The sequence below is a fragment of the Flavobacterium sp. 3HN19-14 genome (assembly GCF_051373205.1).
GTDB lineage: Bacteria > Bacteroidota > Bacteroidia > Flavobacteriales > Flavobacteriaceae > Flavobacterium.
Genome location: NZ_JBPPZT010000001.1, coordinates 1903128 through 1928881 on the forward strand (window position 1 = coordinate 1903128; position 25754 = coordinate 1928881).

The window sequence follows — 25754 nt, forward strand, 5'->3', positions numbered from 1 at the left end:
AACCCAACACGCTGAACCCCTATGTTCCACCTTCTAGACATCATCGGAACCATGGCATTCTCTATGTCAGGCGCGTTAACGGCGATGAACAAAAAACTCGATCCGTTCGGGGTTTTCATCATTGCATTCGTAACGGCTGTTGGCGGCGGTACCCTGCGTGACATCCTGATTGGAAGGACACCGGTAGGGTGGATGCTCGACCTGAATTATGTTTATATTATTATTGTGGGATTTTTCCTGGCGATAATTTTCAGAAAGAAACTCGACCATTTACGGACTTCCTTATTTTTATTCGACACCATCGGACTTGGCGTTTTCACTTTAATTGGCCTCGAAAAAGGCATCGGAATTGGTCTTCATCCAGTGATTTGCATTGCGTTGGGAACAATGACGGCTTGTTTTGGTGGCGTCATCCGTGATATTTTATGCAATGAGATTCCGATAATTTTCAGGCGAGAGATTTACGCAACATTGTGCATTGCAGGCGGCGCCGTATTTTTCGGACTCAAATCGCTGCAATTAGACAAAGATTTGGTTTACCTGATTACGTCGGTTGTGATTATCGTATTGCGGCTGATGGCAGTAAAATTCAAATGGTATCTGAAAGCTTTGGAGCAAAAATAATTACCGTTTCAGGTATAAAAAACCGTTCATCGGCTCCGGAAAATCCGGGTCATTCAGCTCCAGGATATAAAAATAAGTGCCTTCGGGCAAATCGCTTCCCGACATCCTGAAGCCTTTCGTGGCTTTTCCGTCCCAATCGGCGGTGTTGTTGTTGCCCGTCCAAACTTCATCGCCCCAGCGGTTGTAAATATTGAGCCTGAAATTCACGAAAATATCCCTGAGCCCGTCAATTAAGAAAGTGTCATAGAAATTATCGGTGAATGGCGCAACAAGATTATAAATTTTCGGCGGACAATTTTTTACAGTCAGCATAAAAGAGGTAGTGTTGAAGCAGCCTTCCGGCGTTTCAATACGCGCAAAAATCTCTTTCGGCGTAATCGTATTAAAATTATCACTATTCGTAATCGGATTCACTTCCGCGGAAGCGTCTTGCTGCGAATTATAAAAAGTGACAGTATCGCCCGGGTTGTTTTTGATTTGTGTTTCATACGAAGAAAAATCAAAAGTGCCTTGTAAAAGACCTTCATTACAGGCAACAAGCGGAGGAACGAGATTAAAAGGCGGCGAAACAATCAGCGAAATGATTTCAGCATTAGTGTTATTGTTTTCGTCGATTTCTGCCACAAAACCAACGCCGATTTGGTTGCGATCGGCTACAAACCGCAATTCAAACTCATTGGGGATCTCATCCGGAATTATTAACGTTACTGACCCGCTTTCGCTACCGCCAATCGCAATAGGTGCTGTGGTCTGAACCATCGTGAGGTACGAATCTCCAGCATAAATAGCGACATTTATAACAGGAAGAATTTCTGTGCTGTTGAAGTTGCGAACCGTATAATCCACATCAATTGTCCGGGAATTACAGGATTTTTCGACGTTATCAATAGTGACAGTCGCATCTGGCAACTGGCTGTTGAGTTTGGTCACAATCGTACTGATAAACACCACATCGCGGCCGAAGTCATCTGAATCAGCGCACTCGTATCGCCAACGGCAATATTATCCTCGATGTCGTAAATATCAAGATCCATGTTGTAAAGCGAAGACGAACCGGTAATCGTATTGGTGCCGTTAAAAGCATTCGTAGGCGGATTCAAATCGTTACTGAGTACATGGTCATTGATCATAAGCGTTTCATCTATATCAAGCGAAACATCGCCTTCCCAGGCTATAAATCCGATCTTTGCGCCCGTGCTGTCGATTACGTTGAGGCTGTCGAGCGTGATGTTAATCGAATCCGGAATGCCTTGTAATCCGTCATAAACATTAAGTTGATTGAGCGGAAGCGCGTCATTTTTATAAACGATAACCATCGCCCAGCCACCAAAATTCGTTCGGTTGTTGCAATATTGGGTCGGAGTGATAAACGGATTCAAATCGAGGTCAGATAATGTGTAATCGCCATTTCCGGTGCTTTGCACAAGCTGCGTCACATCCGCGAAAGCGCTGAAATAATTAAAAGTATTGAGAAAAATACCAAAAGTGCGCGAAGCCGGGACGTTTGTACCATTAAGTTTTACGTCGAAATCTCCCGTTCCCGAACCTGCCCAATAGAGGTAGGCTTTTTCTATCGTATCGCCTGAATTGAGTGTAAGACTGGCAGTAGAACTTGTGAGTATCGAGCAAAGCGTATTGCTGTTATTTTCGGAAGTATTTAACGTATTTCCAACGAAAGTAAAATCATATTTGCCGTTGAATTGCTCCCAAAGCGCAACATCCTGCGCAAAACAACAGTTGGCCATGAAAATTGCGAGGGCACAATAAAAACATTGCAAATGGTGTTTCACTTTAAGCCGATTTATTTCTGAGCTAAAGATACTAATACAATTGAAAATGAACAATTGATAATTGACAATTGTGATTGGTGTTGTTCAGTAAAAAATCAGTAATTTTCCGATGTTTTAAAAACCCAATGTGAAAAATTTTACCATCAGGCAATACCAATCAAGCGATTTTGAACAATGGAATGCGTTTGTTGCAGCTGCAAAGAATGCTACTTTTTTGTTCCATCGCGATTTTATGGAATACCACGCCGAGAGGTTTAAGGATTTTTCGCTGCTGGTTTTTTCGGAAGGAAAACTGCTCGCGATTTTGCCTGCGAATGTCATTGAAAGCAAAGTTTATTCCCATTCCGGGTTGACTTATGGCGGATTGGTTTATCAGGAAAAATTGCGATTAAAAGAGATTATTTTTATTTTTCAAACAATTTTATCGTTTCTTCATGAAAACAAAATTGATGTGTTACAAATTAAGCTTTTACCATCGATTTATCATCAAAAACCTGCGCAGGAACTCGATTATGTTCTGTTTTTAGTCGAAGCGAAATTGATTCGCCGCGACACCTTATCGGTAATTGACTTGTCTGAAAAATACAATTATTCCGAAATCAGAAAACGCGGTATTAAAAAAGCAATTGCAGCAAAATTCGAAATCCATGAAGACAAGAACTTCGACGGTTTCTGGAATGAAATCCTGATTCCGAATTTGAAAAAGCAACACGACGCTTCGCCAGTTCATAGTTTGGAAGAAATCAAATTGCTGCAACAGAATTTCCCTAAAAATATTCGCCAGTTCAACGTTTATGACAATGAAAAAATTATCGCCGGAACAACAATTTTCGAAACCGCAACGACCGCGCATGCACAATATATTTCAACCGATGAAAATCGCGAAGCTGCCGGAAGCCTTGATTTTTTATACGATCATTTGCTGAAAAATGTTTTCAAGGACAAGCAGTATTTTGATTTCGGAATTTCGAATGAGGAAGGCGGAAAGAAACTCAATTCCGGTTTGTCTTACTGGAAAGAAAGCTTCGGTGCAAGCACAATCGTTCACGATTTTTATGAAGTGGAAACCGCCAATTTCAAGCTTTTCGACAATATTTTACTATGATTAAATTTCTTGACATACAAAAGATAAACGCGCCTTATGAAACTGCATTTCAACAGAAACTACAGTCAATCATGGATAAGGGCTGGTACATTTTAGGCGATGAAGTCAAAGCTTTCGAAAACAATTTTGCCAATTATTGCGGCACAAAATATTGTATCGGCGTTGGGAATGGCCTCGATGCGCTTTCGCTGATTTTCAAAGCTTGTATCCAGTTAGGAAAAATGTCAAAAGGTGATGAGGTAATTGTTCCTGCAAATACATACATCGCAAGTATTCTTGGGATTTTACAAGCAGATTTGGTTCCGGTTTTGGTGGAGCCTGATGCTGCGACTTACAATCTCAATCCGCAATTGATACAACAGAAAATCACTCCAAAAACCAAAGCAATTATGGCGGTTCATTTGTACGGACAGCTTGCCGATATGAATGCCGTCAACGCTGTCGCGAAAGCCAATAATTTGTTTGTTATTGAAGACGCGGCGCAAGCGCATGGCGCTGAAAATACGGAAGGAGTTAAGGCAGGAAATTTATCTTACGCGGCAGGTTTCAGCTTTTATCCCGGAAAAAACCTTGGCACGCTGGGTGATGCAGGTGCTGTTACGACTAATGATACCGAACTCGCAAGAATGGTTAATTTGTTGCGCAATTACGGTTCAGAAGTCAAATACCATTGTGATTATGCAGGAACAAATTCACGTCTGGACGAATTGCAGGCCGCTTTCCTCAATGTGAAATTACCGAATCTTGATGCGGAAAACAAAGCGAGAAAAGTCATCGCTAATCATTATTTCACCAATATTTCAAATCCGAAAATCACTTTGCCGGAATACAATGGCGGCAACCACCACGTTTTTCACCTTTTTGTCATACAAACCAAAAATCGCGGTGAATTGCAACAATTTCTTTTGGAAAACGGCATTGAAACTTTAATCCATTACCCAATTGCGCCACACAAGCAAAAAGCTTTGCCGCAGTTCAATGATTTATCGTTTCCGGTTACCGAAAAAATCCATGAAGAAATTCTCAGTATTCCGATAAGTCCGGTCATGACGATCGATGAAGCCGATTTCGTAGTTAAAATTTTAAACCGGTTTTAATTGAATTTCATCAAATCAATAGTAAAAACGCCATTATTCAGGATCAGTTCGCTTAACAGCCTGAGCGTTATGATCAAGCTTGCCATTGGTTTGGTGACTTCAAAAATGATTGCGGTTTTTGTAGGCCCGTTCGCAATGGCACTTTTGGGAAATCTGCGAAATTTTATGGCTTCACTTGAAACCATTTCAACTTTAGGATTTCAAAATGGCGTTGTAAAATATACTGCCGAAAGTGACGCTGATGAAATGGCTTTGAAGAAAGTAGTTTCTACACTTTTTTTTAGCCTTGGCGCTGTAGCGATTGTAATGAGTGCGGTGCTTTTTTTCTTTTCCGATTTCTGGAATGCCACAATTTTCGGCGTTACAACAGATTATGGTTATGTCTTTAAAGCGTTGGCAATTGCCATGCCCTGGTATGCAGCTTCCCTTGTTTTAATTGCGATAATCAACGGTTTAGGGAAATTCAGGGAAGTCATTTACACGACTATCGCAGGCAATATCATCGGGCTTTTGGCGTCGGTTGTATTGATTGTAAAATACCACACTTTCGGGGCATTATTGGCGATTGTCATTTCACCTTCGCTGTTGTTTTTGGTGTCATTCGTGTATGTAAAAAGGGAGATTCCGATGCTGCAATACATTTCACCGAAATGGTTCAGCAGCGATTTGATGAAGAAATTATCGTCTTTCTCACTGATGGCTGTCGTTTCGGCGGTGATATCGCCATTGGTTTTTTTGGCGATACGCAATAATGTAATCGAAACGGAAGGCATTGAACAAGCCGGTTTTTGGGAAGCGATTTCAAGGATTTCGACTTATTATCTGATGTTTATCACAACAGTTTGCGGTGTTTATTTCCTTCCGAAATTGGTAAAAGCCATTGATAATTCCGAAACCAAAATCGTTTTGCGAAGTTATTACAAAGGCATTATTCCGATTTTCGCATTGGCTTTAATTGTATTGTTTTTTTTAAAAGATTTTGCAGTCAGAATGCTTTTTACAAATGACTTTTTACCAGTGAAAAATTTGTTCTTCTGGCAGCTTTCAGGCGATGTATTCAAGGCATGTTCACTGATTTTAGGATATAATCTTGTCGCCAGAAAACACACAATTGCTTTCATCGTTACCGAATGCATTTCAATGGGAATTATGTTTTTTGGAAGTAAATTCCTTGTGCCTGCTTATGGAATTGAAGGCGTAGTAATGGCACATTTTATAACTTACGCGGTTTATTTTCTCATTCTTGTAATCTATTTTAGAAAAACATTATTTGGGATTAGATAAATATTTCCCGATTTCAGTAGAATCGTAAATTAAAAAATGCTCTGTTTCGCCAATCGGATGGCAATGGTCAAAAATGAACAGGGCATAAGCACTAAAATTTTCCTGCTCAGACCGATTGGTCAGAAACTCCTCGCCGCCAAGGGTCACAAACGATTTTTCAAGTAAAATATAATGTTTTTTCTGTGCTGAAAATCTAAGTAAATCAGGAACTCTGTTGGCCAAATCGAAGTTCAATATCCAGTCAACCGGCAGCGGACTCTCATCATCAAACAGATAATGCGACATCGGAATTGACGGTGCGGTGATGTAATTGTGCCTGTATTTTTGCGCCAGGATTTTCAAATCGGCATATTTTTCAAAATTGGCTTTTGTCGTTTTTATGAATTTTAATTTTGGAGAGATGCTTTCAAGCGAAGTATTCAATTGCGTTACCGGTTGCTCACGATACGGTCTGTAATTCAGTAAAAAAGCGCTAACGCTAACCATAATTCCAATAATGACATAAACTTTTTTAAGCCGCAATACGTTAATTTCATCAATCATCAGGTATGTCCAGCATAAAATCAATGCACTTCCAAATAAGACCGGTGTAGCATAACCAAGACTTAAAGACACGCACCATGCAATACCAATCAACACTATCATCGGTAAATAGTGCTTTATTGATTGCCATTTGAAGTTGATTTTGTATAAAAGTGCAACAACTACAGCATTAAAGAAAACCGTCATTGCGGTCTTGATCCCGGCCACATACAACATGACAATTGCTGATAAAAATATCGTAAAAGCCAGCCATTTCAGATAATTACTGATGGTTGGAATTTTTCGTTTTTCTGTAAAAAAAGCAATTATGGCCGGTAACAGGATGACGCTTCCGAAAATATATTTGTTATGATAAGCCCGCACATATTCACGTAATCCTGCGTAATATAAATCGCCGAAACTGGTTCGCGATGTCATCTGCGCTACAAATTCATCATAAGCGCCATTTGTATAAAGCCATCCGATGAAAAATCCGGATAAAAGTAAAAGGCTGCCGATGAAAACAAAACTTTTTCTAAAGCCATTTTCGATGAAAATCCAAAACCCGAAAAGCATCGGTACGAAGTAAAATGATTGCTTCGTAAGTGCCGAACAAAAGCAAAACAGCGCAATGAAGGATATCCTGACAAAACCGGGATTTCGGTTTTTAGACATCAGGAAAAATGCAATCGACGCGAAAAATATCCCATCATTGTTATACCAGGGATTTCCAAAAAAATTATGGATTGAAATGACGAAGCAAGCGATCATCATTCCCCATTTTGAAAACCCGATTTTTTTCAAATCGAATAAATTGTCAAAACCCGAAAGGCACCAATAGACCTGACAGGCAAATAACAAATAGCCAACAATCCGGAACATAAAAAACTGACCGTTTTCCGGCAATAAATACATAAATAATGCGTGAAAATAAATCGAAAGCGGTGGTCTTACATGGATAAAATCCCGGTAAATCATATCGCCATTAACCACTCTCCATGAAAATCCCGATAAAAATCCTGTGTCCCAGTTTTCAAATCCGTATTGCGAAACAACCAGGCAGTAAAATGCGACGATGAAAAAGAAAAAGTACTTATAAAGGTTTTCTTTGCTGCTATTTTTTATAAATGACTGCTCCATTTCTCGGTATATTTTTGGGCAATGGTTTTGTAATGGTGTTCTTTTTCAATGAAATGCCGTGCACGTTGTCCGATGGCAATAATTTCATCCGCATTTTCAATCAGATGCGACAATTTTTCAACCAGATCATCTGCATTTGGTTTTGCATTGATATTTACGGAATTTTCGATGTGGTAGTAAGCCTCAAATTCCTTCTCAGCACCCGTAAAAACAACTTTTCCCTGCGCCATTGCTTCCAATGCATTGTAACCCTGATCAATGGCAAAAACCTGATCTAACAAGATATGAGCAGCTTCATAAGACACGATATAATCTTTATAACTTAAATTCTCGGCAACAACGAACGTCACTTTTACTTTGTACTTTTCTGCAATCCGTTCAATGGCCTCTTCAAAATAGGAAATGCCCTTCGGATAATAATTCCAACGGTTGATGCCCAGAAAGACAACGATTTTTGATTGAATTTCAATCGGCTTAAAAACCAGTTTATCGATATTGACGGGATTTGGAATCAGGCCGATAAATTTCAGATTTCCTTCCAAAGCAGGAACATAATCCAAATCTGATGCTATAATTCCTTTGCAATTTTCCAATACAAATTCATGGATTTTCTGTTGTCCTTCAGATAAATATTGCAATGGTGTCGCGTAATATTTTTCTAAATGCGGATTTTCAATATAAGGATTCATCATCGATTTGAATCCGGGATTTGCCATCATGAACTGCATGTTGTTGTAATCCAATCCACACGAAAGGACAAATATATTTTTGTGCTGCGAAAACAATTTGCGAAGCAGGAAAAGTTCCAATTTTGGAGTGGTCTGTACCGGACTTTCATTAATCAACTGAACGACATCGAAACTCCGAAATCGCTTCAAAAGCTTCCAAAAACGGAATCCGCGCTCGAGTTCAGCCACATCAAACCTGAAAATTTTAAAAATAATCTGTCGTGGAATATTAACGATTTTGTTCTTACACCATTTCGCCTCAAAAGAAATATCCGACGAAAACTGCTTGAATCCGTCGCCGCTGCTCACCAAAACAACTTCATGCCCCAATGCCAGCAAACCTTCCTTGAGGCTGTTGTGCAATCGGCTGTATTCACCAATGAGTAAAATCCGCATGAATGTTTATATTTGTTACGAAAATAGTGATTTCGAAATGATACAACAACAACGGCCTTACAAAATAGCGTTGCTCGGCGACAGCCTTGCCGGCGGTGGTGCTGAAAAGGTACATGCCTTGTTATCCGTGTTTTTTGTAAATCACGGCTTTGATGTGCACAATTGCATTTTAACCGACATCATTGGTTATGAATATGCCGGTTCGCTGTTTAATTTAGGATTGATAAAACCGACAACTGCCGCGCCATTGCGAAGGGCAATCCGTTTTCGGGCATTGCGTAATTTTATAAAACGCAATGATTTTGATTTCGTAATCGATTTTCGGATGCGCACCAGGTTTTTGATGGAATTGATGCTGTCGGAATTTACTTTTCCTGAAAAAACATATTACACCGTTCACCATTTTTTACTCGAATATTATTTCCCGGAATCAGATTGGTTGGCACGGATGATTTATAAGAACCGCAATATCGTAACGGTTTCGGAAGCCATTAAAAATAAAGTCATTGAAAGGGAAATCGCCGGAAATGTGCAATGCATTTACAACCCGGTTGATTTGAAAACTATTCAATCCGGTTCGCCAGAAACAGAAGATGAAAAATTCATCATTTCCGTCGGGCGGATGGGCAATAATATCAAGCAGCAAGACCGTTTAATTCGCGCTTATGCAGCTTCTGAATTGCCAAAAAAAGGCATTAAACTCGTTTTTTTAGGCGATGGCGATAACCGAAAAAACTATGAAAACCTGGCAGCTAATTTCGGACTTTCTGAAATGATTTTGTTTAAAGGTTTCGTCAATAATCCATTTGAATATTACAAAAGGGCTTTGTTTTTTGTGCTTTCAAGCAAGAATGAAGGATTCCCGAATGTCATTATTGAATCGCTGGCGTGCGGAACTCCGGTAGTTTCGTTTGCGTGTAAAAGTGGTTCGGATGAAGTAATTATCGACCGCGAAAACGGACTTTTAGTTGAAGACCAAAACTTCGAAAAGCTAACATCGGCGATGGAAGAAATGGCTTTTGACGAAAAATTATATTATCATTGTAAAGCAAATGCCGCCAAATCTGCCGAAAAATTCGATATCGAAAAGATCGGCAAACAATGGCTCGAGCTTCTTAAAATAAAATGATGGACATACAAATCATCGAAATTCCGAAGAAACAAAACCCAAAAGGCAATATCGCCGTTATCGAAAACGACGTCGTTCCTTTTGAAATCAAACGTGTTTATTATTTGTACGATGTGCCGAGTTCAGCGCAACGCGGCGGACATGCGCATAAAAATCTAAAGCAGGTTTTGATTGCGCTTTCCGGAAGTTTTGATGTGGTTTTAAAAGATGGAAAATCAACTGAAGTCGTTACGTTGAACAAACCCGATAAAGGCTTGTTAATCCAGTCAAATATGTGGCGCGAATTAGAGAATTTTTCGTCTGGTGCGGTTTGCCTCGTAATTGCTTCTGAAGTGTATGACGAAAGCGACTACATCCGCAATTTCCGTGAATATACGGCTTACCTTAAATCGAGCCAAAACTCGTAAGGCGGATTCCTTTTTTTACGAATAAAAGCTTTATTTTCCGGATTAATTTTAATACCGGAATTGGCAATCTCAACAATGTTTTTTGTGTAAAATTGAGATTTTCAGGCGCAATTCCGTCAATCATTTTCTGTGCATTTCCTTTGTCATTTCCCAGAAGGTAGAACTTCGCAAGTACATAACGATTTGTATCGAGGTATTTTTTCAGCGATGGATTTTTGCGCGCCATTTCCTCATATTTGTCAAGATTCACTAATCTTTTATCCGACAATTTAGAAGTCGTAATCTGATTTTCAGAAAAAACATTCACAAGTACAGGCGCTTCCTTTGAATACGCCAATTTAAAGACTGAATTCGCACGAATATTAAAATCGACATCTTCGCCAAAAGTGATGTTTTCATCATATAAACCAACGGTTTCAAACACTTCTTTATCGGCACAAAGGCTGCAGCAACAATAAATATGCTGGTATAAATTGCTTGCGAAAAAGTCTGGAACCAAACCGTCTTTTTCAAAATTTTCAAGACTTGAAGCAGGCAAAACGGATTGGTTTTGGTATTTTTCAGCGTAATTCGTAGCGAACAAACGCGCTTCAGGAAACTGCTGAATGAGTGAATATATTTTGGCGAGATATTCCGGTTGCCACGCATCGTCGGCATCGAGAAAGCACAAATATTTTGAAGTCGAATTTTGTATTCCGGTATTGCGCGAAGCAGATAAGCCTTTGTTCTTTTCGTGCCTGATGATCCTGATTTTCGGGTCATTTATGGAAGTGGCTATGTCAAGGCTGTCGTCTGTCGACCCATCTTCCACGACCAGGATTTCAAAATCCGTAAAAGTCTGTGCCAATACACTTTTCAGCGCAATTTCAATAAAATTGGCTTTGTTGTAAAGCGGAATAATTACAGAAAAAAACGCCATTTTAATGCTTTTTTATGGAACAAAGATAACCAAGCCTGTAAATGTCAAAAATCAAAAGCGAAGGCTTTTCGCCCAGGATATTTTTGAGCAGCATTGGTTTTGTCCATTTATAAAATCGCGACATCAATTTGTCGAGATGTAATTTGCTGAATCGCTGCTGCAGTTTCCCAATCCTTACATAATCAGTGTCGATGAGGCGATTATCAGTTAGGAATTTCAGGTTGTCAAGCGCTTCTTCAGACTTTTCAAGAAAAACCGCGCTGCTTTCGAGTCCGTGATGATAAACAGGATTATCAATATGAACCATCTTAATATGTTGTTGCATCAATTCAAATGAAAACAAGGTGTCTTCGTGCCTTGAATTGGGAATTTCCTCATTAAACGTCACTTTTTCAAAAACACTTTTTCGAATCAGGAAATTTAAGGTTAAAAACGAAAGATAGGGCGCCTTATTGCGTTCTTTAGCCGGAAGTGATTCTCTCGAAATACCATAAACCCACCGCAATAGTTGTGTTTTTGAGGGTTGTTCTTTTTGGTAAATAATGCCGCCGTATACAATTTGCGCATCAGAATTTATATAACCAAGGTATTTTGTAATGAAATCATCGTGCGCCGGAAAAGTATCAGCATCAAGAAACAATAAGTTCCCATATTGCGCTTTTCGCGAAAGCAAATTCCGAATGGCACTTCGGCCAATATTTTTTTCAAGGATTTCATAGGAGCAGTTTTCAAGCGAATTAATCGCATTATTTTCATTTAAAAATCGCTCCGAAGCATCGTCTATTGTGATAATTTCAAAAACAATTTCAGCCTCTTCTGCCAGTTTCTTCAGACGGGAAACCAGCGGAAAAATATTGTAATTGTATGTCGGGATTACGATTGACAGCATAATCAGAATTTAAAAAGCCCGTATTTCAAAATGCAGAAAATTGCACGAAAACCATCTTTCCAGTTGATTTTCTTGCCTTCATCGTAAGTTCTTCCATAATAGGAAATTCCGACTTCATAAATCCGCACTTTCGGAATCCTCGAAATTTTTGCCGTCACTTCAGGCTCAAATCCAAAACGTTTTTCCTTCAGCGAAAGCGACTGCAGCATTTTAGTGTTGAACATTTTATAGCACGTTTCCATGTCCGTCAGGTTTAAATTACTGAACATATTGGATAACATCGTCAGGAATTTATTGCCAATCGTATGCCAGAAAAACAAGACGCGGTGCGCATTGCCGCCCATAAACCTTGAGCCGTAAACGACATCGGCGTAACCGTCGAGAATCGGCTGCAGCAGATTTTTGTATTCGTTTGGATCATATTCCAGGTCGGCGTCCTGGATGATGGTGAACTCGCCTGTCGCCTTTGAAATCCCGGTATGGAGCGCGGCGCCTTTTCCCATATTTTTCGGATGCTCGAAGAACCGGATATTTAAATCTGAATTTTCGGAAATATATTTTTTAATCGCTTCAGAAGTGCCGTCACTAGAACAATCATTGACAATAATGACTTCTTTCGCAATTCCGTTTGGCAATACTACAGCCTTCACTTTATTGAGCAAAAGATGCACAGTTGCCGCTTCATTGTAAACCGGAATGATGATGGAAAGTTGGTTCATTGATGAAAATCTATCTGGACACAAAGCTACATTTCTATATCGGAATTGCAATAATTTGGCTATTTTTGTTTAAACCGCAACCATGAGGCAATTATTTTTCAGACTGAGATTCCATATGCTGCTTGTCGTTTTTGCGTTGCTGTGGCTCAATATTTTCGATTTTATTTCGCAAATGAGTATTCAGGGCGTTATTTACCCGGATTGCAGCAGTTATCTTTCGGCGGCAAAAAGTTTGTACCAATTGCATATCGGTAACCAATATAGACCGATGGGAATTGCTGCGATTATTGGTTTTCCTTTACTTTTTGGCTTTTCAGATGATGCGGTTTTCGAATTTGGTTATTTTGTAAATGTTATATGCTGGATTGGGACGACTTTGATAATATTTGAAATCGCGAGGACTTTTCTGAAACAACAATACGCTTTTATTCCGGCGTTGATTTCAATATTTTTCATAGGAAATACTGCCTTGGTTTTTCAGTTGATGTCTGAAAATATTTTCATGTTTACCATTGCGATTTTTTTCTTTTTACTGACGAAGTATTTCACAACAAAAGCATTCAGTTATTTATCTGCTGCACTTGCGTTAGCCATTTTTGCCATATTGATAAAACCCGGAATGTTTTTCCTGGCGATAATTTTCTGCTTGTTTTTTATACGGGAATTGTTTCAAAACAGAAAGGCAAAATCGACATTACTGCTTTATTTTTCAACGGCTTTGGTTTTGGTGCAATGTGCGGGTTTGCGCTATCAATTCGGCAACTTCACGGTCAGTTACATTGACGCGGTAACTTATTATAATTATCTCGGAAGCAAATCGTGGTGCCTGAAAAACAATGTAAAATTCGACCAGCAGAACAACCGCCGGCATGATTATATGTTCAGTTTTGAACCAAAAATGCAAAAGCAGATTGCGGCTTCAGATATGAAATCGCAGTTGCAAAATAATACAATTCCACTGCTAAAATCGTATGTTGATGATGTCAAAGGAAATATGGTTTCGGGAAGTGCTTACATCGAAGTATCAAAGGATGTACGTGGCGCAAATTATTTCGAAGATTCTAAAAAAATACTGCTCGCAATTTCAAAATGGCAGAATATCATCTTTACAGTTCTTGGAACAATAACGGGTTTGTGGTTTTTATTCAAAGGCGATAAAAAATTACGGATAATGGCAATTTTTGTGCTGTATATTTATACTTCGTCAGGAATTTCATGCGATCAGGGCGATCGTTTTCACGTGATTACTTTTCCTTTTGTACTGCTTTTGGCAGCGAATTTTTTGGTTAAATTCCAAAATATAAATCCCAAATGACAAATAATTTCCAAATTTCAAAAAACAAATCCCAAACCCTGAACAACACATTACTTTGCGCAAACAAAGTTTGAAATTTTAAAAATTGAAATTTATTTGGTATTTATAATTTACTTCGTCAGTTCGCTGCACTCGGGTGCTATTTGGATTTCCGCTTACACCGCGCGCTGAACCACCTCAAACATCGTCCCGTTCTCACATTTCAGCGTTTTAGACGGGAATTTCAAAATGACCGCATAATCATGCGTCGCCATAATAATCGTCTTTCCGTTTTCGTTGATTTTTTTGAGCACGCTGATGACTTCGGCGCTGGTTTGCGGATCCAGGTTTCCGGTTGGCTCATCGGCTAAAATGATTTCAGGATCGTTCAAAAGCGCACGTGCAATAGCAACACGCTGCTGTTCTCCGCCCGAAAGCTGGTGGGGCATTTTGTGGGCAAAGGCTTTCATGTCGACTTTCTCAACTAACCTCATTGATTTTGAACTGCATTTCCTCGGCGTCTTTCCATCCGGTGGCTTTGAGTACGAAAATCATGTTTTCATTCACTGTCCTGTCAGGCAGCAACATGAAATCCTGAAAGACAATCCCGATTTTACGTCGCAAATAAGGAATGTTTTTTTCTTTCATCGTCACCAAATCATAATCGACAATGCTCGCTTGTCCTTCCTGAATCGGCAAATCCGCGTAAAGCGTTTTCATCAGACTACTTTTTCCCGAACCGGTTTTTCCGATGATATAGATGAATTCACCGCGATTGACCTCGAGATTCACATCGGTTAAAACGGCTTTTTTATCCTGGTAAATAGTAACGTTGCGAAGAAAAAGTACCTGTTGCGACATAATGGGTTTGTTTATGGGAGTAAAAGTAATAAGTTAACGCTGGGATTCAAAATAAATTTTTGATTGTTGTGAAGTTTAGAGTTGCAAAGTTTCAGAGTTGCAAATTTTGACAAAACTTCTAAACTCACAACGCATAAACTTTGCCGCTTTGCCACTTTATAACTCCAAAAGTTTGGTTTTCTTTAACTTTTAAAATGATACTAAACTCCAATTTACATTCGTTATACCCAAAGGAATTTGATATATTTGGATTTTAAAAAACAAACCCATGCGTAAACAATCATTGCTATATTTATTGCTGCTCGGAACAGGTTCAGCCACAACTATTTCGGCCCAGCAATCGGCAATTTATACCAACGACCTCAAGGATTTTAACCGCGCCGTCGAGCTTTACAAAGACAAGCAATACCAGGCATCGCAAATTCTTTTCGGGAAAGTAAAAGACGAGAATAGCAATCCCGATGTTCAGGCAGATTGTGCTTATTACATCGCCATTTCTGCAATTCGGCTTAATCAGGCTGGCGCCGATGGACTCGTAGAAAAATTCGTTTCGGATTATCCGACGTCGACCAAACAAAACAGCGCATTTATTGAGGTTGCCGAATATTATTTCGCCAACGGCCAATATGCCGATGCTTTGGTGTGGTTTGACAAAGTGGATGAAAATGGGCTCAGCAGCGAGGAAACCGATAAATTCAATTTTCAGAAAGGCTATAGTCATTACACCGCAAAAAATAAAAAAGATGCAGTGAAATATTTCAATATGGTGGGTACCGCTTCCAAAGAATATCACTCGCAAGCGACGTATTATTTGGGTACAATCGCTTACGAAGGCGATGATTACAAAGAAGCGACGAAGAAATTCGACGAAATTGCAGGCGAAGAGAAGTACAAGAAAAAAATGTCTTACTTCCAGGCTGACATGAATTTTAAAGCCGGAAATTTCCAGAAAGCAATCGACGACGGAAATACCGCAATGGCGCAATCATCTGCCGCCGAAAAATCAGAACTCAATAAAATCATCGGCGAAAGTTATTTCAATCTGAAAGAATATGATAAGGCGATTCCGTTTTTGAAGGAATACAAAGGCAAGAAAGGCAAGTGGAGCAACACCGATTATTACATGCTCGGTTATGCGTATTACCAGCAGAAAGACTACGAAAATGCCATTGCGCAGTTCAATAAAATCATTGACGGAAATGACTCGGTAGCGCAAAATGCCTATTATCATTTGGGAGAAAGTTACCTCAAAACCGACAGGAAACAACAGGCTCTGAACGCTTTCAAAAATGCCTCTGAAATGGAATTCGACCTCAAAATTCAGGAAGATGCGTATTTGAATTATGCGAAACTGAGTTATGAAATCGGAAATTCCTATCAAACAATTCCTGATGTTTTATCGGCTTTCCTTGAAAAATACCCGAACAATCCGAACAAACCTGAAATCGAGACGTTGCTGATCAATTCGTTCATCACATCTAAAAATTACAAAGGCGCGTTGGCTTTGCTTGAAAAGAACAAAAGTTTCGCGAACAAGCAGGCGTACCAGAAAGTAACTTTTTACCGCGGATTGGAATTGTACCAGGATGGAAGTTATCAGGAAGCACTCGCGATGTTCAAGAAATCAATCGCCGAACCGAGAGACGCGAAATTCTCAGCGCGTGCGACATTCTGGAAAGGTGAAACCGAATACAATCTCGACAGTTTTTCAGAATCGCTGATCAGTTTCAAGCAGTTTATCGCTTTCGCAGAAGCAAAAGACACACCTGAAAACAAAAATATCAATTACAATCTGGCTTACGCTTATTTCAAGTTAAAAGAGTATGCGAACGCTGCCGAAAATTTCCAGACTTATGTTGGTTCAGCTGCTGCGAAAGCGGATAAAGTGCGTTTGAATGATGCTTACTTAAGATTGGGCGACAGTTATTTTGTTTCAGCCAAATACTGGCCGGCAATGGACGCTTACAACAAAGCCATTGATTTAAAAGGCGTCGATGCAGATTATGCGGCATTCCAGAAAGCCATCAGCTACGGGTTTGTGGCGAGAAATGACCGTAAAATTGAAGACTTGAGCAAATTTGTAACTGCTTTCCCGAAATCGCAATACCGCGACGATGCGTTGTTTGAACTTGGAAATACTTATGTGACCGAAAACAAAAACGACAACGCCATCCAGACGTACGACAAATTAATCGCCGATTACAAAAACGGAAGTTACGGTGCCAAAGCGATGCTTAGAGAAGGACTGATCTATTATAACAGCGACCGCGACCAGCTGGCTTTGACGAAATTCAAAAAAATTGCTGCGGAATTCCCGAATACACCCGAATCACTTGAAGCGGTTTCAACTGCGAGATTGATTTATGTCGATTCCGGAAAAGTCGATGAATACGCAGCTTGGGTAAAAACACTTGATTTTGTTCAGGTTTCTGATGCTGAATTGGATAACGATACTTACGAAGCGGCTGAAAAGCAATATTTGCAAAACGATGCGAAAAAAGCGATTTCAGGATTTTCAGGCTATATCGCGAATTTCCCGAACGGAATTCACGCACTGAACGCCAATTTCTATCTCGGTCAATTGTATTTCGCCGACGGACTGACAGAAAACGCGACGCCGAATTACGAATATGTCGTGTCGCGCCAGCGAAATGAATTCACAGAACAGGCTTTGGCACGCTTGTCTGAAATTTACCTGAAAAGCAAAAATTACGATAAAGTTATTCCAATACTTAAAAGACTTGAAACCGAAGCAGATTATCCGCAGAACATCACTTTTGCGCAAGCCAATCTGATGAAATCATATTACGAAAAAGAAGATTATCCGAATGCGGTGATTTCTGCAGAAAAAGTGCTCGCCAATCCGAAAACGGATGATAAAGTGCGAAGCGATGCGCAAATCATCGTAGCCAGATCAGCGGTAAAAACCAATGATGATGTGAAGGCGAGAGCCGCTTATGCAAAATTACTCACTATTGCAAAAGGTGAAGTAGGAGCTGAGGCGCATTATTACGACGCTTATTACAAGAATAAAGACGGCAAATTTGAATTGTCGAATACAGCGGTTCAAAAACTGACGAAAGATTATTCCGGATATAAATATTTCGGTGCAAAGGGACTCGTGCTGATGGCGAAGAATTTTTACGGGCTCAAAGATGCATTCCAGGCGAATTACATCCTCGACAGCGTCATCAAGAATTTCACCGATTTCCCTGACGTGATTGCCGAAGCGAAAGCCGAACGCGATATCATACAGACGGAAGAAGCCAAGACCAATTCATCGATACAGAAATAGAGAAAAGAACCAAGAGACAAGAATCAAGAAATTAGAATAGAGAGAAGATCACGAAAAGGGATTAAAATTAGCAGTTACTGCAAATATCTTGGCTCTTGATTCTTTACTCTTTCTTCTCTTCCAAATAAAACAAATATGAAAATCAATTTCAAACATACATTAGCATTCATAATCACCTTCGCAGCTTTACCTGCTTTTGCGCAGAAAGATCCTGAAAATATCGGAACCGAAGTCGTAAACGTTGTGAAACCTTACACACCGACGATTTCTGACGCTTTTAAAGTAAAGGAAACACCGTCGCTCGATGACGAAGAAACCTTGAAGAAAGAAACGATTACTTATAATATATTCTCATTTCCGGTAGCGTCGACTTTTACTCCTGCAAAAGGAAAGGCCGTCGGCGTTGACAAGGAAGAACAGGAGCATATTTATAAAAATTACGCAACTTTAGGTTTTGGGACTTACGCTGCCGTTAACGCTGAATTGTTCATTACGGAAAATCTAAGCGATACCGATTATGTAGGCGGAATGCTGCGCCACCAGTCGTCACAAGGTAATATCAAAGGTGTCGAATTGGACGATAAATTCTACGATACTTCGCTTGATTTGACTTACGGAAGCCGCACGCCGGGATTTTCATGGACGGCAGATTTAGGTTACCAAAACCAGGTTTATAACTGGTATGGTCTTGAAGAAGGCGTTTTGACTGAAACGCAGATTGATGCGATTGATCCGGCGCATACTTTCCATAATTTTTATATTGGCGCAAGATTGAACAGCAAAGACGGATTTTTCAGTGAAGCTTCCATAAAATATAATCGCTTCTGGGACGCTCTGGGTTCTGCGGAAAACAGGTTTTACGTGAAGCCAAAATTCAGTTTTGACATTATGGACACGAAAGTCAATACTGATTTTGTGGTTGATTATGTGGGAGGCACATTTGAAAAAGATTATTACCGGATAGATACGATAGACACGAATTACGTTGGTTTGACTTCGTTAGAATACAGCTATGTCAATTTTGGCGTGCAGCCATCGATTTTATATCAGAAAGACGATTTATCGGTAAACCTTGGTGCCGGGATTTTCTACAGTTCAGGAAAACAAAATGGCAGAACCGACGGCAAATTATTCATTTATCCGGCCATCAAAGCTTCTTATAAAGTTGTCGGTGACTTGATGATTTTTTACGCTGGCGCGGAAGGCGGATTAAGGCAGAATTCATATCGTGATTTCACGAATGAGAATCCGTTTCTCTCACCAACTTTGATTGTTGCACCGACAGATAATCAATATGATATTTACGCAGGTTTAAAAGGAAAACTTGCTAATAATGTGAGTTATAATATCCGTGGCGGTTACAACAGCGAGAAAAGCAAGCCATTATTTACAGCAAACGCTTATGATGCGGCAAATACAAATACGGAAGGTTATGCTTACACAAATTCCTTTCAGGTGGTTTATGACGATGTGAAAACGTTGAGTTTCTTCGGTGAATTAAAAGCTGATTTCTCCAAATCCGTGACTTTCGGTATCAATGGAACTTTCAATAGTTATAAAACAAGTATCTACGATGAAGCCTGGAATCTTCCGGGAATTGAATTAGGCTCAAGTCTCGATGTTGCCATTACCAAAAAATGGTTTGCAGGCGCGAATGTATTTTTTGTTGGTGAAAGAAAAGATGTTTTTGCATCCGACTTGTCTGTGCAAACTTTAGACAGTTATTTCGATGCCAATCTTAATGTTGGCTACAAATACAACGAAAGATTGACGGCATTCCTGAAAGCAAATAACATCGCCAATCAGGCTTACGAAAAATGGATCAATTATCCGGTGCAGCAGTTTCAGTTGATGTTGGGAGCGAGTTATAAATTTGATTTTTAAAAATAGACGCAAAGGCGCAAAGGCTCGAAGGCACAAAGCAATTATTTGAAAAGGTATATCTTCGAGCCTTTGTGTCTTAGTGCCTTCGCGGTAGAATTATGACTTTAAAACAAAAAATCCACACGCATTACCAACAACAAGTCCAGGATAAAATCGATGTTTTCCGTGACATGATTGCCGCATTGACAGAAGATTCCAAAAATGATGCGAAAGGTTCTGCCGGCGATAAGCACGAAACCGCATTGTCAATGATGCACATCGAGCAGGAAAAACTCAATCATAAATTATCTGAAATTCTCGAGCAGAAAGCGATTCTTGACAGGATTGACGCCAATTCAAATCACCAAAAGATCGCTTTAGGAAGTTTGGTTCAGGCCAACGGTATTTTACTTTTTGTAAGTGCAGCTTTGCCGAAAATCAACATCGATGGCAAAAATATCATCGCACTTTCGCCGCAATCGCCGCTTGGTACAAAACTGATGGGAAATACCGAAGGTTTTAAGTTTGAAATAAACGGCACTAATTACCTGATTGAGAAAGTACTATAAAATCAGACTGAAAATTATCAATTCACCTGCCTCGGCGGGTTTTTTTATGCCCGATTTTTACAGATTACAATTTAGGGCTGTATTTGATGTCGATATGCTTTAAAATTATCTAAAATAATTGTATTTAAGTTTTAATTTATAACTGAAATATGATTTATCATTTTACAATCGAAACATAAAACTCAAATTTGCTATATCAAAATAAACAAAAACAAGATTTAAAGCAACAGATTATGTGCGGGATTTTAGCCATCATAGGAAAAGGAAAAGATGAACAACTGGTAAAGCAATTGTCAAAAAGAATGTCGCACCGCAGCCCGGACGAAAGTGATATCCACATTACTGAAAATGGCCATATTTTAAGCCACGAACGTTTGTCGATTATCGATTTACACTCAGGAAAACAACCTATAAAAGGAACGAAATCTGCTTATATGGTGCACAATGGCGAAATCTACAACCACCAGGAATTACGCGACGGCATTTTAAAAGACCATACTTTCAGGACGAAATCTGATTCAGAAGTCATCGTGCATCTGTATGAAGAATTCGGTTATGAATTCCTTCATTTATTAGACGGCGATTTCGCTTTCGTAGTCGTAAACGGCGATGATTTTATTGCCGGACGCGATCCGCTTGGCGTAAAACCTTTATATTACGGATTGGATGAAAGAGGCCGTGTGTATTTCGCTTCAGAAATGAAACCGATTGCCGACCAATGCAAAACATTCTCGACATTTCCTCCCGGACATTATTATACACCTGAAACCGGATTCGTAAAATATTACAAACCCGAATACGAAGATTTCAAAAAAGCGACCAATGCACTCGATTTGTCCCAAATCAGAGAAGCTTTAACAGAAGCTACCAGAAAAAGATTGATGAGTGATGTGCCAATCGGCGTACTATTATCAGGCGGATTGGATTCATCTTTAACGTCATCAATCGCTGCAAGATTGTTGAAAGAAAAAGGCAAAAAACTACATTCTTTCTCAATCGGATTGGATGAAGAAGCACCAGATGCTAAAGCTGCGAGAAAAGTAGCAGAATTTTTAGGAACAGAACACCATGAAATCCATTTCTCGGTGGAGCAGGGAATTGAAATCCTTGAAAAATTAATCTGGCATTTGGAAACGTATGACGTAACTTCAGTGAGAGCAAGCACGCCGATGTATTTCCTTTCAAAAGCTATTACCGATTTAGGAATCAAAGTAGTGCTTTCAGGCGAAGGCGCCGATGAGGTTTTCGGAGGTTATTTGTATTTCCGCAACGCGCCATCAACCGAAGATTTCCAGAAAGAAACCATCGAAAGAGTCCAGAAATTATTCACCGCCGATTTACTTCGTGCAGACAAATCAACCATGGCGCATGGCTTGGAAGCAAGAGTTCCATTCCTTGACAAAGCGTTCTTAGACGTTGCGATGTTGATCCAATCAGAAGAAAAACAGCCGAAAACTTACGATGGCGTAGAAAAATATATCCTGAGAAAAGCTTTCGATACGCCTGAAGATCCATATTTGCCGAGCGAGGTTTTGTGGCGACAAAAAGAACAATTTTCCGACGGCGTCGGTTATAACTGGATTGACCAATTGATCGAATATGCAGCGTCAAAAGTAACCGATGAGCAAATCGAGGCCGCGGCAGAAAGATTCCCATACAATACGCCAGCCACAAAAGAAGCTTATTTCTATCGTGACATTTTCCACAAGCATTACCCGCAACTGAGCGCGGCGCAAACCGTGAGAAAATGGATCCCGAAATGGCAGGAAAACCAAGACCCGAGCGGACGCGCCAATGCCGCACACGTTCAGGCCGATACCGAAATCGCAAAATCGAATATTTCAGTATAATTTTAATGTAGTTATAGTAGTTTGTTTGTATTTTTAGGCGTCGGGAGTTGTTACCCGGCGCTTTTTTTATGGCATTGACACTCACTTTCCAAGCATTTGAATTGCCGCTTCAGCATCCGTTTACGATTTCGAGATATACCGTAAACATTCAGAAAACGATGATTGTTTGTATTTCTGACGGAGAATTTTCGGGATATGGAGAAGCAACGGCAAATCCATATTACAACAGTACAATCGAAACTTTGTCAGTCAGTATTTCGAAGGCAAAACCTGTTGTCGAAAATTTTTCCGGAGAAACGCCTGAAGATTTATGGCAAATTCTAGAACCCCTTCTTCACAATAATTATTTCGCACTTTGCGCCATCGATATTGCCTTTTGGGATTATTATGCCCGTCGCAGCGGAAGAACACTCCGCAGTTTCTGGTCGGATGAAAATTCAAAAACACCGTTGACTTCTTATACAATTGCTATCGATTCGATAGAAATGATGCAGCAGAAAATCATCGAAAAGCCATGGCCAATCTATAAAATTAAATTGGGGACAAAAGATGATTTGAAAATTGTTGAAGCTTTGCGGAAAACTACAACTTCCATTTTTCGAATCGATGCGAACTGTGCTTGGAATGCAGAAGAAACCATTGAATTTTCCAAAATCCTAAAAGATAGGAACGTCGAATTCATCGAACAGCCTCTAAAAGCTGATGATTTCGAAGGAATGAAAAAAGTCCGCGACGAATCCTGATCTTCCCATAATCGCAGACGAAAGCTGCCAGAAAGAAGCTGATGTTTTGAACTGCGCACCATTATTTCACGGCATCAACATCAAACTGATGAAATGCGGCGGTATCACGGCGGCACTTCGCATGATAAAAACCGCAAGAGAAAACAATTTATTGCTCATGGCGGGCTGCATGACTGAATCAACAGTCGGGATTTCTGCATTAACGCAATTGGCACCATTGCTCGATTTCATTGACAGCGACGGAAGTTTGCTTTTGGCAAAAGATATTGCGAGAGGTGTCAGTTTTGATTATGGAGAAATCATTTTTCCGGAATTGAATGGAAGCGGAGTAGTATTAAATTCCAAATAATTCCAAAAATAAAATTCCAACATTTGAGGACTTAATCTTAGGTTTGAAATTGGATTTTTCAAATTGCAGTTTATTTGTAATTGGGATTTGCTATTGGGAATTTAACAAACAATGTTGATAACTTCCACTTAAAATAAGCCGTTTTAAGCTAAAATCAACCTCGATTCGACTATATTTGTTCGTTAAACAAAAAATCATTCAGAATACCACTTAATATGAGCGAAGAAACGAAGAAAAATAATTATTCAGCAGATAGTATTCAGGCATTAGAAGGAATGGAACACGTAAGAATGCGTCCTTCCATGTACATCGGCGACGTCGGTGTAAGGGGTTTGCATCACCTTGTTTATGAGGTAGTTGACAACTCTATCGATGAGGCGATGGGCGGCCATTGCGATACAATCAGCGTTTCGATTAATGAGGATAATTCCATTACCGTTGAAGACAACGGCCGTGGTATTCCCGTTGATATGCACAAAAAAGAAGGTGTTTCCGCACTCGAGGTTGTTATGACCAAAATTGGTGCCGGTGGTAAATTCGACAAAGATTCCTATAAAGTTTCCGGAGGTCTTCACGGTGTTGGGGTTTCCGTAGTAAATGCGCTTTCGGTTCACATGAAATCAACGGTTTTCCGCGACGGAAAAATCTATGAGCAGGAATACGAACGAGGAAAAGCGATGTATCCGGTAAAGCAGGTTGGTGAAACCGAAAAACGCGGTACACGCCAGACGTTTTATCCGGATGATACGATTTTTACACAAACAACAGAATTTTCTTACGATACGCTTTCTGCGCGTATGCGTGAATTGTCGTTCCTTAATAAAGGTATTACGATTACATTTACGGATAAAAGGGAAGTAGATAAAGACGGAAATTTCGTTTCAGAAGTTTTCCATTCTGACGAAGGTTTAAAAGAATACATCCGTTACCTCGATGGCAACCGCGAGCCGATTATTTCGCATGTTATCAGCATCGAACCATGAAAAAGGCGAGATTCCGGTTGAGGTTGCGTTGATTTACAACACTTCTTATACCGAAAATATTTTCTCTTACGTCAATAACATCAACACCCACGAAGGCGGGACACACTTACAGGGTTTCAGAACCGGATTAACGCGTTCGCTTAAAAAATATGCCGATGCTTCGGGAATGCTCGACAAACTGAAATTTGATATTTCGGGAGACGATTTCCGTGAAGGATTGACTGCAATTATTTCTGTGAAAGTGGCCGAGCCGCAATTCGAAGGCCAAACAAAAACCAAATTGGGTAACCGCGAAGTTGTTTCTCCTGTTTCACAAGCGGTTGGCGATATGATCGAAGCTTATCTCGAAGAGAATCCAAACGACGCAAGAATCATCGTTCAGAAAGTAATTTTAGCAGCCCAGGCGCGTCACGCAGCGAAAAAAGCGCGTGAAATGGTACAACGCAAAACCGTTATGGGCGGCGGCGGATTACCAGGAAAATTATCAGATTGTTCTGAGCAGGATCCTGCAAAATGTGAGGTATATCTTGTCGAGGGAGATTCGGCGGGCGGAACTGCAAAACAAGGCCGCGACCGTAACTTCCAGGCGATTTTACCTTTGCGTGGAAAAATTCTCAACGTGGAGAAAGCCATGCATCATAAGGTTTTCGAAAACGAAGAGATCAGGAATATCTTTACTGCACTCGGAATCACTATCGGGACTGCCGAAGATTCAAAAGCATTAAATCTTGAGAAACTGCGCTACCACAAAGTCATCATTATGTGTGATGCCGACGTCGATGGAAGCCACATTTCTACCTTAATATTAACGTTCTTCTTCCGATTCATGAAAGAACTGATTGAGCAGGGACACGTTTACATTGCTGCGCCACCTTTATATTTAGTGAAAAAAGGCACGAAGAAAGAGTACGCGTGGAATGATTTACAACGCGACCAGGCCAACGAAAGAATGGGCGGAAGCGCAGCCATCCAGCGTTATAAAGGTCTTGGGGAAATGAATGCGGAACAATTGTGGGAAACGACGATGGATCCGAATTTCAGGACTTTGCGTCAGGTGAACATCGACAGCCTTGCAGAAGCCGATCAGGTTTTCTCAATGCTGATGGGTGACGAAGTACCGCCGAGAAGGGAATTTATAGAAAAGAACGCTGTTTACGCCAACATCGATGCGTAAAACGGTCGGCTTAAAAGGAATCGC

Annotated in this window: 20 protein-coding genes and 2 pseudogenes; 14 read left to right on the forward strand and 8 right to left on the reverse strand. The window is 40.1% G+C overall.

All coding sequences use genetic code 11. From position 1 onward, the window contains the following. Positions 1-21 precede the first annotated feature (21 nt). Positions 22-624 (forward strand): trimeric intracellular cation channel family protein, encoded by a 603-nt coding sequence (locus ACSLFW_RS10220; RefSeq protein ID WP_436555655.1) that lies wholly within the window; start codon positions 22-24, stop codon positions 622-624. Here ACSLFW_RS10220 and ACSLFW_RS10225 read toward each other — a convergent pair whose 3' ends face one another. Together ACSLFW_RS10225 and ACSLFW_RS10230 are read right to left on the reverse strand one after the other, a co-directional pair. Further along, positions 625-1575 (reverse strand): gliding motility-associated C-terminal domain-containing protein, encoded by a 951-nt coding sequence (locus tag ACSLFW_RS10225; RefSeq protein ID WP_436555656.1) that lies wholly within the window; start codon positions 1573-1575, stop codon positions 625-627. Next, positions 1551-2414, reverse strand: coding sequence for a hypothetical protein (locus tag ACSLFW_RS10230; protein WP_436555657.1), 864 nt, complete (start codon positions 2412-2414; stop codon positions 1551-1553). The genes ACSLFW_RS10225 and ACSLFW_RS10230 overlap by 25 nt, the downstream gene beginning before the upstream one ends. A 127-nt stretch (positions 2415-2541) precedes the next feature. Here ACSLFW_RS10230 and ACSLFW_RS10235 point away from each other — a divergent pair, with 127 nt between their 5' ends. From ACSLFW_RS10235 to ACSLFW_RS10245, 3 genes are read left to right on the forward strand one after another with little or no spacing between them, the layout of a single operon-like run. Next, complete coding sequence (locus tag ACSLFW_RS10235) at positions 2542-3519, forward strand: GNAT family N-acetyltransferase (RefSeq protein WP_436555658.1); 978 nt, start codon at positions 2542-2544, stop codon at positions 3517-3519. Next, on the forward strand, positions 3516-4616 hold the full coding sequence (locus tag ACSLFW_RS10240) for a DegT/DnrJ/EryC1/StrS family aminotransferase (protein WP_436555659.1): 1101 nt from the start codon (positions 3516-3518) through the stop codon (positions 4614-4616). The genes ACSLFW_RS10235 and ACSLFW_RS10240 overlap by 4 nt, the downstream gene beginning before the upstream one ends. Next, on the forward strand, positions 4617-5900 hold the full coding sequence (locus ACSLFW_RS10245) for an O-antigen translocase (RefSeq protein ID WP_436555660.1): 1284 nt from the start codon (positions 4617-4619) through the stop codon (positions 5898-5900). It abuts the gene before it with no gap. Here the strand turns inward: ACSLFW_RS10245 and ACSLFW_RS10250 are convergent. After that, a complete protein-coding gene (locus ACSLFW_RS10250; protein ID WP_436555661.1) occupies positions 5883-7562 on the reverse strand; it encodes a hypothetical protein in 1680 nt (559 codons plus the stop codon). The genes ACSLFW_RS10245 and ACSLFW_RS10250 overlap by 18 nt on opposite strands. Continuing rightward, positions 7544-8686, reverse strand: a complete 1143-nt coding sequence (locus ACSLFW_RS10255; RefSeq protein ID WP_436555662.1) for a glycosyltransferase family protein — start codon at positions 8684-8686, stop codon at positions 7544-7546. Before ACSLFW_RS10255 ends, ACSLFW_RS10250 begins: the two co-directional genes overlap by 19 nt. Between ACSLFW_RS10255 and ACSLFW_RS10260 the strand changes: the two genes are divergently transcribed. After that, on the forward strand, positions 8670-9815 hold the full coding sequence (locus tag ACSLFW_RS10260; protein ID WP_436555663.1) for a glycosyltransferase: 1146 nt from the start codon (positions 8670-8672) through the stop codon (positions 9813-9815). The genes ACSLFW_RS10255 and ACSLFW_RS10260 overlap by 17 nt on opposite strands. After that, complete coding sequence (locus ACSLFW_RS10265) at positions 9815-10222, forward strand: sugar 3,4-ketoisomerase (RefSeq protein ID WP_436557426.1); 408 nt, start codon at positions 9815-9817, stop codon at positions 10220-10222. Before ACSLFW_RS10260 ends, ACSLFW_RS10265 begins: the two co-directional genes overlap by 1 nt. Here the strand turns inward: ACSLFW_RS10265 and ACSLFW_RS10270 are convergent. Genes ACSLFW_RS10270 through ACSLFW_RS10280 form a run of 3 tightly spaced genes read right to left on the reverse strand, consistent with a single transcriptional unit; the run spans position 10200 to position 12749 of the window. After that, positions 10200-11141, reverse strand: coding sequence for a glycosyltransferase family 2 protein (locus tag ACSLFW_RS10270; RefSeq protein ID WP_436555664.1), 942 nt, complete (start codon positions 11139-11141; stop codon positions 10200-10202). The genes ACSLFW_RS10265 and ACSLFW_RS10270 overlap by 23 nt on opposite strands. Before the next feature lies 1 nt (position 11142). Then, a complete protein-coding gene (locus tag ACSLFW_RS10275; protein WP_436555665.1) occupies positions 11143-12030 on the reverse strand; it encodes a glycosyltransferase family 2 protein in 888 nt (295 codons plus the stop codon). Between the two features lie 2 nt (positions 12031-12032). Beyond that, entirely contained in the window at positions 12033-12749 is a 717-nt protein-coding gene (locus ACSLFW_RS10280; protein ID WP_436555666.1) for a glycosyltransferase family 2 protein, read from the reverse strand. Positions 12750-12831: 82 nt separating this feature from the next. Between ACSLFW_RS10280 and ACSLFW_RS10285 the strand changes: the two genes are divergently transcribed. Then, a complete protein-coding gene (locus ACSLFW_RS10285; protein ID WP_436555667.1) occupies positions 12832-14064 on the forward strand; it encodes a hypothetical protein in 1233 nt (410 codons plus the stop codon). A gap of 155 nt (positions 14065-14219) precedes the next feature. Here ACSLFW_RS10285 and ACSLFW_RS10290 read toward each other — a convergent pair. Beyond that, positions 14220-14904: pseudogene (locus ACSLFW_RS10290) on the reverse strand (cell division ATP-binding protein FtsE). A 268-nt stretch (positions 14905-15172) separates the two neighbouring features. Between ACSLFW_RS10290 and ACSLFW_RS10295 the strand changes: the two are divergent. From ACSLFW_RS10295 to gyrB, 7 genes and pseudogenes are all read left to right on the forward strand, one after another. Further along, positions 15173-18199, forward strand: coding sequence for a tetratricopeptide repeat protein (locus ACSLFW_RS10295; RefSeq protein WP_436555668.1), 3027 nt, complete (start codon positions 15173-15175; stop codon positions 18197-18199). A 135-nt stretch (positions 18200-18334) separates the two neighbouring features. Beyond that, on the forward strand, positions 18335-20083 hold the full coding sequence (locus ACSLFW_RS10300; protein ID WP_436555669.1) for a TonB-dependent receptor: 1749 nt from the start codon (positions 18335-18337) through the stop codon (positions 20081-20083). A gap of 98 nt (positions 20084-20181) precedes the next feature. Further along, positions 20182-20631 carry a hypothetical protein gene (locus tag ACSLFW_RS10305; protein WP_436555670.1) on the forward strand — a complete coding sequence of 150 codons (450 nt, stop codon included), beginning with the start codon at positions 20182-20184 and terminating at the stop codon, positions 20629-20631. A gap of 233 nt (positions 20632-20864) precedes the next feature. Further along, on the forward strand, positions 20865-22481 hold the full coding sequence (asnB, locus tag ACSLFW_RS10310; protein WP_436555671.1) for an asparagine synthase B: 1617 nt from the start codon (positions 20865-20867) through the stop codon (positions 22479-22481). A gap of 68 nt (positions 22482-22549) precedes the next feature. Next, the gene (locus ACSLFW_RS10315) at positions 22550-23224 is read left to right on the forward strand and encodes an enolase C-terminal domain-like protein (RefSeq protein ID WP_436555672.1); all 675 of its coding nucleotides are present in this window, start codon (positions 22550-22552) and stop codon (positions 23222-23224) included. A gap of 46 nt (positions 23225-23270) precedes the next feature. After that, positions 23271-23573, forward strand: coding sequence for an enolase C-terminal domain-like protein (locus tag ACSLFW_RS10320; RefSeq protein WP_436555673.1), 303 nt, complete (start codon positions 23271-23273; stop codon positions 23571-23573). Positions 23574-23788: 215 nt separating this feature from the next. After that, positions 23789-25730: pseudogene (gyrB, locus tag ACSLFW_RS10325) on the forward strand (DNA topoisomerase (ATP-hydrolyzing) subunit B). Positions 25731-25754 lie beyond the last annotated feature (24 nt).

What these genes read in the sequence shown, in the direction of transcription:
- ACSLFW_RS10255 (WP_436555662.1), bottom strand. Translation starts at nt 8,686, where the DNA reads ATGCGGATTTTACTCATTGGTGAATACAGCCGATTGCACAACAGCCTC.
- ACSLFW_RS10315 (WP_436555672.1), top strand. Translation starts at nt 22,550, where the DNA reads ATGGCATTGACACTCACTTTCCAAGCATTTGAATTGCCGCTTCAGCAT.
- ACSLFW_RS10260 (WP_436555663.1), top strand. Translation starts at nt 8,670, where the DNA reads ATGAGTAAAATCCGCATGAATGTTTATATTTGTTACGAAAATAGTGAT.
- ACSLFW_RS10265 (WP_436557426.1), top strand. Translation starts at nt 9,815, where the DNA reads ATGGACATACAAATCATCGAAATTCCGAAGAAACAAAACCCAAAAGGC.
- ACSLFW_RS10295 (WP_436555668.1), top strand. Translation starts at nt 15,173, where the DNA reads ATGCGTAAACAATCATTGCTATATTTATTGCTGCTCGGAACAGGTTCA.
- ACSLFW_RS10220 (WP_436555655.1), top strand. Translation starts at nt 22, where the DNA reads ATGTTCCACCTTCTAGACATCATCGGAACCATGGCATTCTCTATGTCA.
- ACSLFW_RS10280 (WP_436555666.1), bottom strand. Translation starts at nt 12,749, where the DNA reads ATGAACCAACTTTCCATCATCATTCCGGTTTACAATGAAGCGGCAACT.
- ACSLFW_RS10285 (WP_436555667.1), top strand. Translation starts at nt 12,832, where the DNA reads ATGAGGCAATTATTTTTCAGACTGAGATTCCATATGCTGCTTGTCGTT.
- ACSLFW_RS10250 (WP_436555661.1), bottom strand. Translation starts at nt 7,562, where the DNA reads ATGGAGCAGTCATTTATAAAAAATAGCAGCAAAGAAAACCTTTATAAG.
- asnB (WP_436555671.1), top strand. Translation starts at nt 20,865, where the DNA reads ATGTGCGGGATTTTAGCCATCATAGGAAAAGGAAAAGATGAACAACTG.
- ACSLFW_RS10275 (WP_436555665.1), bottom strand. Translation starts at nt 12,030, where the DNA reads ATGCTGTCAATCGTAATCCCGACATACAATTACAATATTTTTCCGCTG.
- ACSLFW_RS10240 (WP_436555659.1), top strand. Translation starts at nt 3,516, where the DNA reads ATGATTAAATTTCTTGACATACAAAAGATAAACGCGCCTTATGAAACT.
- ACSLFW_RS10270 (WP_436555664.1), bottom strand. Translation starts at nt 11,141, where the DNA reads ATGGCGTTTTTTTCTGTAATTATTCCGCTTTACAACAAAGCCAATTTT.
- ACSLFW_RS10305 (WP_436555670.1), top strand. Translation starts at nt 20,182, where the DNA reads ATGACTTTAAAACAAAAAATCCACACGCATTACCAACAACAAGTCCAG.
- ACSLFW_RS10300 (WP_436555669.1), top strand. Translation starts at nt 18,335, where the DNA reads ATGAAAATCAATTTCAAACATACATTAGCATTCATAATCACCTTCGCA.